This window comes from Streptomyces sp. NPDC000404 (assembly GCF_040300365.1).
In the GTDB taxonomy this organism is placed as follows: Bacteria; Actinomycetota; Actinomycetes; order Streptomycetales; family Streptomycetaceae; genus Streptomyces; species Streptomyces ramulosus.
Genome location: NZ_JBEPDN010000012.1, coordinates 242,400 through 257,755 on the forward strand (window position 1 = coordinate 242,400; position 15,356 = coordinate 257,755).

Sequence of the window (15,356 nt, forward strand, 5' to 3'; positions counted from 1 at the left end):
CGCAGCGGGCGCGGGCCCCGGATCCCGGTCTCACCGCGCGGCGGTCAGGGCGTGCCCTCCGCCGCGGCCCGCGGGGCGCCGGAGCGTTCCCGGACGGCCGTCACGATGGCGGAGAAGTCGCGGTCCGCTCCCCCGCCGGCGCCGAACTCCGCGTACAGCCGGGCCGCCTGGAGGCCGAGCCGGGCGTCGACCCCGCCGGCGCGGGCGGCGTCGGCGGCCAGGCCCAGGTCCTTCGCCATGAGGGCGGCGGCGAAGCCCGGGCGGTAGCCGCGGTTGGCCGGGCTGGCCGGGACGGGGCCGGGGACCGGGCAGTTGGCGGTCAGCGCCCAGCACCGGCCGGACGCGGCGGCGGCGACGTCGTAGAGCGCCTGGTGGGACAGGCCCAGGCGCTCGCCGAGGACGAACGCCTCGCTGACCGCGATCATCGAGATGCCGAGGATCATGTTGTTGCAGATCTTCGCGGCCACTCCGGCGCCCGCGCCGCCGCAGTGGACCGCCTTCCGCCCCATGGCGGCGAGGAGCGGTTCCGCCTCGGCGAACTCGTCCGCGCCGCCGCCCGCCATGAAGGTGAGGGTGGCCGCCTCGGCGCCCGCCACCCCGCCGGAGACGGGTGCGTCCAGCGCCCGGTGGCCCGCGTCGGTGGCCGCCCGGTGGACGAGGCGGGCGTCGGCGACGTCGATGGTGGAGCAGTCGACGAAGAGGGTGCCCGGCGCGGCGGCGGCGAGCAGGCCCTCGTCCCGGTGGAGGGCGAGGACGTGGCGGCCCGTGGGGAGCATGGTGACGACCGCGTCGGCGGCGGCCACGGCGTCCGGTGCCGAGGCGGCGGTCTCGACGCCGGCGGCCGCCGCCAGCGCCCGGTCCGACAGGTCGTAGCCGCGTACCCGGTGACCTGCGCGGACGAGGTTGGCGGCCATCGGGCCGCCCATGTGGCCGAGACCGATGAAGGCGATGTTCACCACGGGACCTCCTGGGGTGCGGCGCCGGTGGCCAGGCGCAGCGGCCGGCCGGCGGGCGGGGCGAAGAAGCGCGCCACGTCGTCGTCGGTCACCTCGGCGAGGGAGGCGGGCGACCAGCGGGGCGTGCGGTCCTTGTCGATCACCTGGGCGCGGATGCCCTCGGCCAGGTCGGGGGCGGACAGCGCGGCGCAGGAGACGCGGTACTCCTGCTCCAGCACCGCCTCCAGCGGGCCGAGCCCCGGTGCCCCGCGCAGGGCGGCGAGGGTGACCTTCAGCGAGGTGGGCGAGGCGGCGAGGAGGGCTGCGGCCGCCTCCTGCGCGGCGGGCCGGCCGCTGCCGAGCAGCCTGTCGACGATCTCCTCGACCGTGTCCGCCGCGAAGGCGTGGTCGATCCATGCGCGGTGCGCGTCGAGGCGGCCGGGCGGGGCCTCGCCGACGAAGTCCGCGAGGACGTCGTGGACGTCGCGGCCGGCCAGGGCGGTGAGCAGGTCCGGCAGCCGGCCGGCCGGGACGAAGTGGTCGGCCAGGCCGCAGCGCAGCGCGTCCCCGGCGCCGACCGGCTGCCCGGTCAGCGCGAGGTAGGTGCCCAACTCGCCGGGCGCCAGCGCCAGCAGATGGGTGCCGCCGACGTCGGGGACGAAGCCGATGCCGGTCTCCGGCATGGCCAGCCGGGTCCGCTCGGTGACGATGCGGACAGTGCCGTGCGCGGAGACGCCGACGCCGCCGCCCATCACGATGCCGTCCATGAACGCCACGTACGGCTTGGGGTAGCGGGCGATGCGGGCGTTGAGCCGGTACTCGTCGCGCCAGAAGGCGGCCGAGGCCGCGCCGCCGCCCGCGCGGATGTCGTCGTGGACGGCGCGGATGTCGCCGCCCGCGCACAGCCCGCGCGCGCCCGCGCCGGTGAGGACGACGGTCCGTACGGCGGGGTCGTGCTCCCAGGCGTCGAGCGTCTCGGCGATGCGGCGGACCATGGGGTGGGTGAGGGCGTTGAGGGCCCGGGGGCGGTTGAGGGTGAGGCGGCCGGTGCGGCCCGTCACCTCGGTCAGGACCGGGTCGTCGGATGCGGTCACCGGGCGACCTCCGTCAGGCCGCGGGCCACGACGATCCGCATGATCTCGTTGCTCCCTTCCAGGATCTGGTGGACGCGGAGGTCCCGGACGATCTTCTCGATGCCGTACGCGCTCAGATAGCCGTAGCCGCCGTGGAGTTGCAGGGCCCGGTCGGCGACGGCGTAGCCGGTGTCGGTGGCGAACCGCTTGGCCATCGCGCACAGCTGCGGCGCCTGCGGGTCGCCGGCGTCCAGGGCGTCGGCGGCCTGCCGCACCAGGGCGCGGGCGGCGGCGAGTTCGGTCGCCATGTCGGCGAGGCGGAAGCGGAGCGCCTGGGCGTCGAGCAGCGGGGCGCCGAACGCCTCCCGGTCGGCGAGGTGGGCCAGGCTGCGGTGGAGGGCGCTGCGGCCGCCGCCGAGCGAGCAGGCGGCGATGCCGAGGCGGCCGCCGTTCAGGCCCGTCATGGCGATGCGGAAGCCGTCGCCCTCGGCGCCGAGCATCCGGTCGGCGGGGATGCGGACGCCGTCGAGGACCACCTGCCGGGTGGGCTGCGCGTTCCAGCCCATCTTCTGCTCGTCGGGCCCGAACGACAGCCCCGGGTCGTCGCGTTCGACGACGAAGGCGGAGATGCCGCGCGGCCCCTCGCCGCCGGTGCGGGCCATCACGACGTAGACCCGGGAAGCGCCCGCGCCGGAGATGAACTGCTTGACGCCGGTGAGGACGTAGTGGTCGCCGTCGCGGACGGCGCGGGTGCGCAGCGCGGCGGCGTCGGAGCCGGCGCCCGGTTCGGTCAGGCAGTAGCTGCCGAGCGCCGCCATGGTGCACAGGTCCGGCAGCCAGCGGGCGCGCTGGGCGTCGTCGCCGTAGTGGTCGACCATCCAGGCGACCATGTTGTGGATGGAGAGGTAGCCGGCGATGGAGGGGCAGCCGGTGGCCAGCACCTCCAGGACGACGACGCCGTCGGCGCGGGTCAGCCCGGAGCCGCCGTGGTCCTCGCGGACGTGGATGCCGCCGAGGCCCAGTGCGGCGGCCTTGCGCAGGACGTCGACGGGGAAGTGCTTGTCGCGGTCCCAGGCGACGGCGTGCGGGGTGAGGTGTTCCTCGGTGAAGTCGAGGGTGACCTCGGCGAGGGCGAGTTGGTCCTTGGTGAGGGTGGTGGTCATCGCCCTCATCCCATCGTCGGCAGGGTGAAGCTCGCGCCTTCCTTGACCCCGGAGGGCCAGCGCGAGGTGACGGTCTTGGTGCGGGTGCAGAAGCGGATCGCGTCGGGCCCGTGCTGGTTCAGGTCGCCGAAGCCGGACCGCTTCCAGCCGCCGAAGGTGTGGTAGGCGACGGGCACCGGGATCGGGACGTTGACGCCGACCATGCCGGTGTCGACGCGGCGGGTGAAGTCGCGGGCGGTGTCGCCGTCGCGGGTGAAGAGCGAGACGCCGTTGCCGTACGGGTGCGCGCTGGGCAGCCGCAGCGCCTCCTCGTAGTCGGCGGCGCGCACCACGCTCAGGACCGGGCCGAAGATCTCCTCGCGGTAGATCCGCATGGCGGGGCTGACCCGGTCGAAGAGGGAGGCGCCCGCGAAGAAGCCGTTCTCGTGGCCGGGGAGGGTGAAACCGCGGCCGTCGACGACGAGTTCGGCGCCCTCGTTGACGCCGATGTCGACGTAGCGGCGCACCCGGTCGACGGCGTCGCGGCCGATCATCGGGCCGAAGTCGGCGTCCGGGTCGTCCCAGGTGCCGATGCGCAGCCGGCTCATGCGTTCCTTGAGGCGGGCGACGAGGCGGTCGGCGGTCTCCTCGCCCACGGGGACGGCGACGGAGACGGCCATGCAGCGCTCGCCCGCGGAGCCGAATCCGGCGCCGATCAGCGCCTCGACGGCCTGGTCGAGGTCGGCGTCGGGCATCACGATCAGGTGGTTCTTGGCGCCGCCGAAGCACTGGGCGCGCTTGCCGTGGCGGGCGGCGGTGGCGTAGACGCCGGCGGCGATCGCGGTGGAGCCGACGAAGCCGACGGCCTGGACGCGCGGATCGGCGAGGAGGATGCCGGCCGCCTCCTCGCCGCCGTTGACGACGTTCAGCACGCCGGGCGGCAGTCCGGCCTCCAGGAAGAGTTCGGCGAGCCGCAGCGGGACGGACGGATCGCGTTCGGAGGGTTTGAGGACCACGGCGTTGCCGCAGGCCAGGGCGGGTGCGGCCTGCCAGAGCGGGATCATCGCGGGGAAGTTGAACGGGGTGATGCCGGCGATGACGCCGAGCGGGCGGCGCAGCGAGTGCACGTCGATGCCGCGCCCGGCGTTGTCGGTGAACTCGCCCTTGAGCAGATGCGGGATGCCGGCGGCGAACTCCACGGCCTCCAGGCCGCGTTGGAGGTCGCCGTGGGCGTCCGCGACGGTCTTGCCGTGCTCGCAGGAGAGCAGCCGGGCGAGCCGTTCGCGTTCACCGTCGACGAGTTGGAGGAATTTCAGCAGCACCCGGGCGCGCCGCTGCGGGTTCCACTCGCCCCACTCCGGCTGGGCCGCGGCGGCGTCGCCGATCGCCCGCTCGGTGTCGGCCCGCCCGGCGAGCGGGACGCGCGCCTGGACCTGGCCGGTGTTGGGGTCGTGGACGTCGGCGAAGAGCCCCGAGGTGCCCGGGGCGGGGGCGCCGCCGATGAAGTGCGTCAGTTCACGGATCATGGGATGCCTGCTCTCGTCAGGTGCGATCCGGGGAGGGCGCGGCGGGCCGGGGCGCACCCGGTGGGGTGCGGGCAGGGTCCGCCGCGGAACACGATGGCCGGGGGCCGTCGCGGGCCGGGGGCGTGGCCGGGGCGTCGTCGCACGGGGTGCGGTCGCCCCGGGCGCCGTCACGGGCGCCGCGAAGAGGCCCTTCGGGCGGACGCCGCCGCTCGCCGCGCGGGGTCACCTGGGTCGTGGGTACGGACCGGTGCCATGCGTGTCTGCTCCATCCTCGTGGACAACACGGAACACCCCGCGGCCGGTATCCTGACTCCCGGATCTGCGCGCGCCCTTGGCCTTCCCGACGGTGCTTCCACCGTCAGTGGCCATCTCTCGCCGAAGGGCGTACTCCCCGGTCACAGTGGCGGGACCGCGCCGGATTCACACCGGCTTCCCTGCACCGCGGGCCTTGGCCCCGAACATATAGTTGGACGTCCTAGTAAGTCCACCCCACCCGCCGGGCCGTTGCCATCGGCGGATGGGGACCTCGCAGGTCAGACCGGCTCCGGCGGCTCCACCGGCTCCCGGCCGCGGAGCGCGGCGCGGTCGTCCGTCTCGTAGGTGAGGCGGTTGACCACCTCGACCACCCCGTCGACGCTCTCGCACAGCCGCACCGCGACGACCACCAGGCTGCGGCGCGCGAGGGTGCCGCTGAGCGTCACCGTGCCGTCCGAGACCTCCACGGTGACGGCGGACGGCGGGACGCCGAGCGTGCGGGTCAGCACGTCCTCCAGGATCTCCTCCTGGATCGCGCGGTCGCGCCGCAGGAAGAGCTGGACGAGGTCGCCGCGGCTGAGCACGCCGATGAGCAGCCCCTCGTCGTCGACCACCGGCAGCCGCTTGACGCCCTTCTCCGCCATCACCCGGGCCGCCCGGATCGCGCTCCACCGCGGGCGCGCCACGACGGCGGGGCTGGTCATGAGCGAGTCGGCGGTGTTCGACGGCGTCCGCTCGATGTGCCGCCGCAGCAGATCGGCCTCGGAGACGACGCCGAGCGTCCGCCCGGCCTCGTCCACCACCGGCACGGCGCTGATGTCGTACTCGTCCAGCAGCCGCGCGATCTCGCCGAACGCCGTGCCGGGTTGCACGGCGACGGCGCCGGGCGTCATCAGATCGGCGACACTACGGTGCCTCATCGCGTTCCCGTCCCTCCCGATATCCACCCCAACGGGATATCTGCGCTCCATTGTCGCGCGTCCCTGGGCGCCGCTCTCCGGCGCCTTCGGACCGGGCCCGGGCGCCGGGCGTCTCAGCCGGCGGTCGCGACGAAGGCCACCAGGGCGATCAGCGCGGCGCAGACGCCGAGGTTGACCACCTTGTGCTCCCAGAACACCGCGACGAACTCGCGGAGCGTGGCGCTCGGCCAGAAGTACCTCGCGGTCGGCGAGCCCAGCACCTGGCCCTCGACACCGGCCTGACGGGCCGTCATGGCGGCGCGGAAGGCGTGGAAGTTGTTGGTGACGACGACGCAGCGGTAGCCGCTCTTGGCGGCGGTCATGATCTCGTGGCTGAAGCGCAGGTTCTCGTCGGTGGTCCGGGAGCGGTTCTCCTCCCGGACGTGGTCGGCCGGGGCGCCCTGCTCGACCAGCCAGCGGGCCATCGCCTCGGCCTCGGGCAGCTTCTCGTCCGGGCCCTGGCCGCCGGAGGTGAGCAGGACCGGCGCCGGGCCGCCGCGGGCGAGCTGCGCGTCGTGGATCTCCAGGCCCTTGCGCAGCCGGGAGGCCAGCAGCGGCGGCACCCGCTCGCCGCCGATCAGCCCGGAGCCCAGCACGACCACGTAGTCGACGTCGCCGCGGACCGTGATCCGCCCGTAGAGGAAGGCGTAGGCGAGGAAGCAGAGGAAGAGGAAGGAGACGTAGGCGGCGAGGAGGAGCACGGCGACGGCGACGGGGAAGGCGGGCGAGCCCGCCAGGCGGCCCAGCGACGCCAGCAGGACGATCAGGCCGAAGACTGCCACGCCCAGCAGCCCCGAGAGGAGGTTGGCCGGGCGGAGCCCTTCCTTCCTGGCCATGGTGATGCCGTTGGCCACCAGGAAACCGCCGAGCGCCACCACGCCGACGGTGGGGGTGAGGAAGGCCAGCAGGTAGACCGCCTCGGCCGCGACGGGAGGCAGCCGGCTCGCTCTGCCGAGGAGCCAGCCGGAGAAGCTGATGAGCGCCAGTCCGAGGAGGACGGCGTTACGGAACCGGCGGCGGTCCTTCCGGACGCTGAGCCCGAAGAGGGCGAAGAGGAGGACGGTCATGATCATGTGCGCAGTATGCATCGGCGCCGCGCCCGCCCGGCAGGCCGCTGCCCGGACGGGGACGGATCCGTGACAGGGCAGGTCAGAAGGGGTCCGGTGGGGACTTGTCGGGTCGGCGCACGTCCTCGGGGAGGCCGGGCGGACCGCCTGCGGGGCCGGTCGGCCCTGGCCCGGGGGCCGCTTCGGCGCGACGGTGGGAAGAGGTCCCGGGAGCCGGAAGGCGGTGGGGACGATGGAGCTTCCCGTGGTGGTGGGCATCGACGGTTCCGACGCGAGCCTCACGGCCGTGGACTGGGCCGCCGGCGAGGCCGTACGGCGCGGGCGTCCGCTGCGGCTGGTGCACGCCTCGCTGTGGGAGCGGTACGAGGGCGTGGAGCCGGACCCGGCCGCGGACCGGCCCGCGGAGCAGCTGCTCGCCGAGACGATCGCCGCCGCCGCGGCCGAACGCGCCGGACAGCGGGCGCCGGGCCTCGCCGTCACGGCGGACGTGGCCGCCACGGACGCCGCGACCGCGCTGCTCGACGCGGCGCAGGAGGCCGCGCTCCTGGTCGTCGGGGACCGCGGGCGGGGCGCGGTGGCCGGGCTGCTGCTCGGCTCCGTCAGCCTCCTCGTGGCCGCCCGCGCCCCCTGCCCGGTCGTCGTCGTCCGCGGGGACCGGCACGCCCTGGAGGAACGCCACGGGCGGGTGCTGCTGGGCATCGGCGACCACGACGTGGACTCCCCGGCGGTGCGGTTCGCGTTCCGCGCCGCGGCGGCCCGGGACGCCGAACTCGACGCCGTCCGCACCTGGCGGCGGCCGCTGCACGAACCGGCCGGCCACCCGCTGCTGGCCGGTGCGCCCGGCACGTACCACGCCGAGCGCGCCGCGGAACTGCTGGACGAGGCGGTGGCGGCCGCGGTCCGCGAGCATCCCGGGGTGCGGCTGCGCAGGCGTACGCCCGAGGGGACCGCGCGCCGGACGATGACCGCGTGGTCGGCCGCCGCCGATCTGCTGGTTCTCGGGGCGCGGCGGCACGGCGGCGTCTTCGGGCGGGAGTTCGGCGGTGTCGTCCACCGGGCGCTGCACCATGCGGCGTGCCCGGTGGCCGTCGTCCCGCAGCGGCGGCCGGCCGTCGCCGAGACCGCGGAGGAGGAGCCGTGAGCGGGACGGGCGGCTCCAGGACGGGCGGCTCCGGGGTGCGGGGCCGGAGGTGAACGGCATGGTGTGGAGCCGGAGATGAACGACATCCTGGTCGGCGTGGACCCGCAGGAGCTGTCGGTCCCGGCGCTGGTGTGGGCCGCCGACGAGGCCGCGCACCGCAAGGTGCGGCTGCGGCTGGTGACCGTCGCGCCGCCGCTGCGGTACGGGGCGTTCACCCGCCGCAGCGCCCTGCTGATCCGTGCGCAGTCCGCCCTGGCCACGGCGGAGGACCTGGTGCGGGAGCTGCACGCCGGGCTGTGGACCGCGACGGAGTTCCTCGACGGCCCGCCGGTCGCCGTGTTGCGGGACCGGACGGTGCACGCCGCGCTCGCGGTGCTGGGGTCGCGGCGCCTCGGCCGGGTCGCCGAGGTCCTCGGTGAGACGTCGGTGGCGATCCCGCTGGCCGCGCGCGCCCACTGCCCGGTCGTGGTGGTCCGCGCCCCCGAGCGTCCGGCGATCCATCCGCCGCTGGTCGTCGTCGGGGTGGACGGCGGCCGGGACTGCCGGGCGGCCGTCGGCTTCGCGGTCGCGGAGGCGGCGCTGCGCGAGGCCCGGCTGCGGGCGGTCTGGGTGTGGCCCGGCCCGCTCCCCCACCGGGACGACGCCGCACAGGAGCTGGCCGCACGCCGCCGCGCACTGGCCGAGGCGGTCGCGGGCTGGGCCGAGCGCTACCCCGAGGTCCCCGTGGAGCAGCAGGTCGTCCGGGGCCGCCCGGTCGAGCAGCTGAGCCGGGTCTCGTACGCCGCCCTCGCGGTGGTCGTCGGCCGCGGGAGCCACGGCGGGCGGTGCGCGGGGCGGCTCGGGTCGACGGTTCACGGGTTGCTGCACCGCGCGGCGTGCCCGGTGGTCGCGGTTCCGCCGGAGGGGTAGCCGCGGCGGGGTGGCCGTCAGTTCCGTTCCGGTCCCGGGGGTTCCCTTGCGGGTCCGGTCCGGTGGGCGGATTCCGGCGCCGGGACGCCGGTCCCGGGGGTTCCCTTGCGGGTCCGGCTGGGGGTTCCCTCACGGGTCCGGCCGGGGGTTCCCTCACGGGTCCGGCCGGGTGGTCAGGTCGCACCGTACGTCCACCACGCCCTCCACGGCGCGGGTCAGGCGGGCGGCGAGCGGGACGACCGCGCTGTCGGCGACGGTGCCGGAGAGCGTCACGACTCCGGCGTCGACGGCGACGCCGATCCGGTGGGGCGTCTCCGGGAACAGCGGCTCGACGACCTCGCGGCGCACCTCGGCCGCGAGGTCCGCGTCCGGGCGGAGGAACACCTTGAGCAGATCGGCGCGGCTGACGATGCCCCGAAGGGCCCCGTCCTCGTCGACGACCGGCAGCCGTTTGACCTGGTGGGTGGCCATGAGGCGGGCGGCCTGGGGCAGGGACGCCCCGGCGCCGACGGTGACGGCGGGGGCGGCCATGAGGTCCTCGGCCCGGCGGGAGCCCGCCTTGGCGGTGGCGTCCAGACGGCGCCGCTGCTCGATGAGGCCGGTGCGGTGGTCGTGGAACTCCTCCTTCGCCAGCAGATCGGCCTCGGACACCACACCGACGACCCGGCCCGACGCCCCGACGACGGGCACGGCGGTCACCTTCCACCGGGCCATCGCCGCCACGATCTCCTTGAAGCCGGCGTCCCGCCGGACGGCGACGACCTGCCGCGTCATCACATCGGCGACGGTGAACAGCTGGGCGGTCATGGGGCTTTCCTCATCGTGCGGGACGCGGACGGGGTGCGGGGTGGGGTTCGCGTACGGGACGCGGTCCGCCGCGGGCGGCGGGGCGCGGGCGGCCGCCGGGGCGTGCCCGGGCACGGGCCGGTGGCCCCGCTGCGGCACCGGCGCACGGCGCCCGGCGCGCGCCCGGCCTGTTCCCACCGTCTCCCTCCGGGTGCCGCCGCGCACGCCGGGGCCGGTGGGGCCGGTAGGGCCACCTGGCTCGGTGGGGCCGGTCACCGAGCAGGGAGGGCCGCCCCCGCGCCGGGACGGGGCCGCTCCCGGTTGCGGCGGCACGGGTTCGCGGAACCCTGGAAGGGACCACGGCCGACCGGGGTCCGGGGCGGCCGCTCCCCCGGAGACGGCCTGGGCCCGGTCCGCCCCGGGGTGCCCGGACCGGCCCGTGCCGCCCGGGCGGTGCGTACGCCGTACGCGAGGAGGCATCAGGTGAACTCCCCCGGCCCGCCGGCCGGTCCGCCCGCCGGTCCGCTGCGGGCGGTCGTCCTGGACACCGACGGTGTCCTCCTCGACTCCGCCCGCCTGCACGCCGCGGCGTGGCGGACCGCGCTGGACGCCTGCCTCCGGGCCGTCGCGGACGGCGCGCGGCCGCCGTTCGACAGCGACGCCGACTACCGCCGGTTCGTCGACGGGAGATCCCGCTACGACGGGGCGGCCGCCTTCCTCACCGCCCGGGGCATCGACCTCCCGACGGGCACCCGGGGCGACCCGCCCGGCGTCGGCACGGTGTGGGCGGTCGCCGCGGCCAAGGAGCGGGCGTTCGCCGAGCGGGTCCGGCGTAAGGGCGTCACCGCCTTCCCGGACGCCGGCCCCGCGCTGCGGGCGCTGCGCAGCGAGGGCGTGCCGTGCGCCGCGGTGTCGGCGTCCCGGCACGCCCGGGAACTGCTCGCGGCCGCGGGGCTCGACGGGCTCTGCACCGTGGTCGTGGACGGTGCGGACGCCGCCCGGCACGGTCTCGCCGGGAAACCCGACCCGGCGCTCTTCCTGCACGCCACCGGCCTGCTCGGCGCCCGCCCGGCGGACACCGCGGTGGCCGAGGACGCGCTCGCCGGGGTGCGGGCGGCCCGGCGGGGCGGCTTCGCCCTCGTCGTCGGCATCGACCGCACCGCGGACAAAAGCGCCTCGGCCGCGCTGCGCGAGGCGGGCGCGGACGAGACGGCCGGCGAGCTGACGGCGCTGGTCCGGCGGGTACGGGGAGAGCGCGGATGACCGACCCCGACTGGCGGTACGACCGCTACGACCCGGCGCGCGAGCGGCTGGTCGAGGCGCTCTGCACCCTCGGCAACGGCCGGTTCGCCACCCGCGGCTCCGCCCCCGAGTGCCCGGCCGGCCCCACCCACTACCCGGGCACCTACCTGGCGGGCTGCTACGACCGGCGCACCTCACACGTCGCGGGCCGGCGGATCGAGAACGAGGACCTGGTCAACCTGCCCAACTGGACGCTGCTGCGCTACCGCTGCCGGCCCGACGACGCCCCGCCCGGCCCCTGGCTGACGCCCGGCGCGGCGCGCCACTGCACCGCCCGCCTCGACCCGCGGACCGGCGTCCTCGTCCGGTACCTGTTCTTCGAGGACGCCGACGGGCGCGGGCTGCGCGTGAGCCATCTGCGGCTCGTCCACATGGCGGACCCGGATCTGGCGGCGCAGCGCACCCTGTTCCGCGCCTACGGCTGGCGCGGCACCGTCGAGGTCGAGTCGGTGCTCGACGGCGACGTCACCAACAGCGGCGTGGCGCGCTACCGGGACCTCGAAGGGCGTCATCTCGGCGGCCATCAGGCAGGTTTCCGGTCCGGCGGCGTCGCCTGGCTGGCCTGCCGGACGGCCGACCCGGGCGTCCGGATCGCGCTGGCCGTCCGCACCGAGGCCACCCCGGAGCGCCCCGCCCGGGAGACGGTCACGGCCACCGGGACCGTCCAGACCTACCGGCTGCCCATGGCGCCCCGGCGCACGGCGACGGTGGTGAAGACCCTGGCCCTGCGCTCCTCGCTGGACCGGCCGGTCGCCGACCCGGCCACCGCCGCCTGCGACGAGGCCGCCCGGGCACCGGCGCTGCCCCGGCTGCTCGCCACCCACGAGGCGGCCTGGGCGCGGCTGTGGGAGCAGGGGGAGCTGGAGGTGCCGGGGGAAGCGGGCCGGATTCTGCGGCTGCACCTGTTCCACCTGCTGCAGACGCTCTCCCCGCACACCGCCGGCCTCGACGCCGGCGTCCCCGCGCGCGGGCTGCACGGCGAGGCGTACCGGGGGCACGTCTTCTGGGACGAGCTGTTCGTGCTGCCCTACCTCGGTCTGCACTTCCCGGAGGTGGCGCGGTCCCTGCTGCTCCACCGCCATCGGCGGCTCCCGGCCGCGCGGGCGGCGGCGCGCGACGAGGGCCTTCCGGGCGCCATGTACCCCTGGCAGAGCGCGAGTTCGGGCCGGGAGGAGACGCAGACGCTGCACCTCAACCCGCGCTCCGGGCGCTGGCTGCCCGACCATTCGCACCTCCAGCGCCATGTGGGATCGGCGATCGCCCACAACGTCTGGCGGTACGCGGAGACCACCGGCGACCGCGGGTTCCTGTACTCCGCCGGGGCGGAGATCCTGCTGTCGGTCGCCCGCTTCTGGTCCGGGGCCGCCACCTTCGACCCGGCGCTCGGCCGCTACCGGCTCACCGGTGTCGTCGGGCCGGACGAGTACCACGACGCCTATCCCGACGCCGCCGGGCCGGGCATCGACGACAACGCCTACACCAACGCGACCGCCGCCTGGGTGCTCGCCCGCGGTCTCGACCTGCTCGGCGAGCTGCCCGCCGCCCGGCGCGCGGAACTGTGCGGGTCCCTCTGCCTCGACGACGCGGAACTGTCCCGCTGGGACGCTCTCTCCCGCCGGCTGTACCTCCCCTTCCACCAGGGTGTGATCAGCCAGTTCGCGGGCTACGGCGACCTGGCGGAGCTGGACTGGGAGCGCTACCGGGAGCGCTACGGCGACATCCGCCGGCTGGACCGGATCCTGGAGGCCGAGGGCGACACCGTCAACCGCTACCAGGCGTCGAAGCAGGCCGACGCCCTGATGCTCGGGTATCTCTTCCGGCCCTCGGAGCTGGCCGCGCTGTTCGCCCGGCTCGGGTACCGGCTGGACGATGCGCTGTGGCGCGCGACGGTCGACTACTACCGGCGGCGCAGCAGCCACGGCTCGACGCTCAGCAGCCTGGTCCACGGCTGGCTGCTCACCCGCGGGGACGGGCCGGGGGCCTGGGAGCACTGCCGGGAGGCGCTGCTCGGCGACGTCGCCGATCTGCAGGGCGGGACGACGGGCGAGGGCATCCACCTCGGAGCGATGGCGGGCACCGTCGACCTGGTGGAGCGCGGGCTCACCGGTCTGGCGGCGGGCCCGGAGGGGCTGCGGGTGGCGCCGGTGACGCTGCGGGAGATCCCCCGCACCGCCTTCACCTGCTGCGTCGGCGCTCACCGTGGTGTACGGCTGCGGATGCTGCCCGGGAGGCTGGCCGTCCGGGTACCGGCCTCGTCCCCAGGCCCGCTGCCGATCGTCCTCCCCGGTGACCGGCACCGCACCGTCGCACCGGGCGAGGAGCGCTGGTTCCGGCTCTGAGGGCGGCCCGGCGGCCCCGGAGGAGATCGACAGGAAGGCCGCCGGTGGCCGGACTACGGTGAAGGTGGGCCCGGCGCGCGGGCGGAGGTGGCGATGGGGACCGGTGACCCGCAGCGGCCGAGCAGGATCCCGCGGCTGCGGCTCAACGAACTCCTCGACGAACTGCGGGTACGCATCGACGAGGTCCGCGGCACCCGGGACCGGCTCGACGGGCTCCTCGACGCGGTGATCGCCGTCGGGGCGGAGCTGGAGCTGCCCGAGGTGCTGCGGGGCATCGTGCGGGCGGCCGTGACCTTGGTTGACGCCCGGTACGGCGCGCTCGGCGTGATCGGCGACGACCGCCGGCTCGCGGAGTTCGTCCCGGTCGGCATCGACGACGAGGGGCGGGCCCGCATCGGCGACCTGCCCTCGGGCCACGGCCTGCTCGGCGAGCTGATCCGCGACCCGCGGCCGCTGCGCCTGTCCGACCTGGCCGCACACCCGGCCTCGGCCGGCTTCCCGCCGCACCATCCGCCGATGCGCTCGTTCCTCGGGGTGCCCATCCGCGTCCGCGACGAGGTCGTCGGCAATCTGTACCTCACCGAGAAGCGCGGCGGCGCCGACTTCGACGACGAGGACGAGGCGGTGGTGACCACGCTGGCCGTGGCCGCCGGGTTCGCCCTCGACAACGCCCGCCTCTACGAACAGGGCAGGCTCCGGCAGCGGTGGCTGGCCGCCGGCTCCGAGCTGACCCGCGCCCTGCTGTCCGGGGCGGCGGAGTCCGAGGTCTTCGACGGCATGCTGGAGCGGGCGGTCGGCATCGCGGACGCCGACACCGGGGTCTTCTACCTCGTCGGTCCCGGCGGCGAGGTCCGCGGCTCGCTGGCCCGGGGCGAGGGGGCCGCGGACCACCGGGACATGACGTTCGGCGGCGAGGGGACGCTGGTGGCGGCCGCGCTGCGCTGCGACGGCCTGGTCACGGTGGCGGACGCGGCGGGCGACGGGCGGGTCACGGCGCAGCCGGACCGCTGGCCGGGCTCCGGTCCGGCGGTGGCCGTCGCGGTCGGGACGAAGGAACGCCTGAGCGGGGTGCTGGTGCTCGCCCGGCGCCGCGGGCGCCCGCCCTTCACCGGCGCCGAGGTCACCCCGCTCGCGGGCTTCGCCGACCAGGCGGCGCTCGCCCTCGAACTGGCCGCCCGGCGCCGCGACGCGGAGCAGGTCAGCCTGGAGGAGGACCGCGACCGGATCGCCCGCGACCTGCACGACCTGGCGATCCAGCGGCTCTTCGCGACCGGGCTGACGCTGCAGAGCGCGCGCCGGTTCGTGGACCATCCCCAGGCGGCGGCCCGGCTGGCCCGGGCGACCGAGGACCTGGACACCACCATCAAGATCATCCGCTCGACCATCTTCGGCCTCCGCGCCCACGACCTGCCCGGCGCCGCCCCGAAGCTCCGCAACCGGGTGGTCAAGGCGGTGGACGCGGCCGTGCCCGCCCTCGGGTTCACGCCCGCCCTGCGGATGGAGGGCCTGCTCGACACGGAGGTGCCGGCCGAGGTGGCCGAGGAGGTCGTCGCGGTCCTCGGCGAGGCGCTCACCAATGTGGCCCGCCATGCGCGGGCCCGCCGGGCGGAGGTGTCGGTCGTCGTCGGCGACGGGGTGCTGACGGTGACGGTGGACGACGACGGCGTCGGCATCCCGCCGGACACCGCCCGCAGCGGCCTGCGCAACCTCGCCGAACGGGCCGACCGCCTCGGCGGCTCCCTCACCGCCCGCGCCCGCCCCGGGCCGGCCGGCGGTACGGCACTCGTCTGGCGCGTCCCGCTGGCGGCGGAGGAGGAGGAAGAAGAAGGGTGAGGGAGGCCGGGGGCCGGGCGGGCCGCAGGCGGGCGGGCCCGGGGCACGTGAAGCCTGGGCGGGTGCCCGGACGCTGTGGCGTTGCCCTG

Annotated in this window: 12 protein-coding genes and 1 riboswitch; of the genes, 5 read left to right on the plus strand and 7 right to left on the minus strand. The window is 76.2% G+C overall.

Annotated elements, in window-relative coordinates:
* Window positions 1-44: 44 nt before the first annotated feature.
* From mmsB to ABT345_RS24000, 6 genes are all read right to left on the minus strand, one after another.
* Complete coding sequence (mmsB, locus tag ABT345_RS23975) at window positions 45-959, minus strand: 3-hydroxyisobutyrate dehydrogenase (protein WP_345091364.1); 915 nt, start codon at window positions 957-959, stop codon at window positions 45-47.
* Window positions 953-2,029: an enoyl-CoA hydratase/isomerase family protein gene (locus ABT345_RS23980; RefSeq protein WP_345091367.1), complete on the minus strand. Its 1,077-nt coding sequence runs from the start codon at window positions 2,027-2,029 to the stop codon at window positions 953-955. The genes mmsB and ABT345_RS23980 overlap by 7 nt, the downstream gene beginning before the upstream one ends.
* Window positions 2,026-3,180 carry an acyl-CoA dehydrogenase family protein gene (locus ABT345_RS23985; RefSeq protein WP_345091370.1) on the minus strand — a complete coding sequence of 385 codons (1,155 nt, stop codon included), beginning with the start codon at window positions 3,178-3,180 and terminating at the stop codon, window positions 2,026-2,028. The genes ABT345_RS23980 and ABT345_RS23985 overlap by 4 nt, the downstream gene beginning before the upstream one ends.
* Window positions 3,177-4,676, minus strand: a complete 1,500-nt coding sequence (locus ABT345_RS23990; RefSeq protein WP_345091373.1) for a CoA-acylating methylmalonate-semialdehyde dehydrogenase — start codon at window positions 4,674-4,676, stop codon at window positions 3,177-3,179. The genes ABT345_RS23985 and ABT345_RS23990 overlap by 4 nt, the downstream gene beginning before the upstream one ends.
* A 279-nt stretch (window positions 4,677-4,955) precedes the next feature.
* Window positions 4,956-5,135, minus strand: a riboswitch (cobalamin riboswitch).
* A 74-nt stretch (window positions 5,136-5,209) separates the two neighbouring features.
* A complete protein-coding gene (locus ABT345_RS23995) occupies window positions 5,210-5,851 on the minus strand; it encodes a CBS domain-containing protein (RefSeq protein ID WP_345091376.1) in 642 nt (213 codons plus the stop codon).
* Between the two features lie 113 nt (window positions 5,852-5,964).
* Window positions 5,965-6,963: a YdcF family protein gene (locus ABT345_RS24000; RefSeq protein ID WP_345091379.1), complete on the minus strand. Its 999-nt coding sequence runs from the start codon at window positions 6,961-6,963 to the stop codon at window positions 5,965-5,967.
* A gap of 226 nt (window positions 6,964-7,189) precedes the next feature.
* Here ABT345_RS24000 and ABT345_RS24005 point away from each other — a divergent pair, with 226 nt between their 5' ends.
* Both ABT345_RS24005 and ABT345_RS24010 read left to right on the plus strand, forming a co-directional pair.
* Window positions 7,190-8,098, plus strand: a complete 909-nt coding sequence (locus tag ABT345_RS24005; protein ID WP_345091382.1) for a universal stress protein — start codon at window positions 7,190-7,192, stop codon at window positions 8,096-8,098.
* Between the two features lie 75 nt (window positions 8,099-8,173).
* Entirely contained in the window at window positions 8,174-9,007 is an 834-nt protein-coding gene (locus ABT345_RS24010) for a universal stress protein (protein WP_345091385.1), read from the plus strand.
* 153 nt (window positions 9,008-9,160) lie between these two features.
* On the opposite strand, the gene ABT345_RS24015 is transcribed toward ABT345_RS24010, so the two are convergent.
* Entirely contained in the window at window positions 9,161-9,814 is a 654-nt protein-coding gene (locus ABT345_RS24015) for a CBS domain-containing protein (RefSeq protein ID WP_345091388.1), read from the minus strand.
* Window positions 9,815-10,276: 462 nt separating this feature from the next.
* Here ABT345_RS24015 and ABT345_RS24020 point away from each other — a divergent pair, with 462 nt between their 5' ends.
* The 3 genes from ABT345_RS24020 to ABT345_RS24030 all read left to right on the plus strand — a co-directional run bounded on the left by ABT345_RS24020 (window position 10,277) and on the right by ABT345_RS24030 (window position 15,267).
* Window positions 10,277-11,056, plus strand: a complete 780-nt coding sequence (locus tag ABT345_RS24020; protein WP_345091391.1) for an HAD family hydrolase — start codon at window positions 10,277-10,279, stop codon at window positions 11,054-11,056.
* Window positions 11,053-13,434, plus strand: a complete 2,382-nt coding sequence (locus ABT345_RS24025) for a glycoside hydrolase family 65 protein (protein WP_345091394.1) — start codon at window positions 11,053-11,055, stop codon at window positions 13,432-13,434. Before ABT345_RS24020 ends, ABT345_RS24025 begins: the two co-directional genes overlap by 4 nt.
* A gap of 93 nt (window positions 13,435-13,527) precedes the next feature.
* On the plus strand, window positions 13,528-15,267 hold the full coding sequence (locus ABT345_RS24030) for a sensor histidine kinase (protein WP_345091396.1): 1,740 nt from the start codon (window positions 13,528-13,530) through the stop codon (window positions 15,265-15,267).
* The last annotated feature ends 89 nt before the right edge of the window (window positions 15,268-15,356 follow it).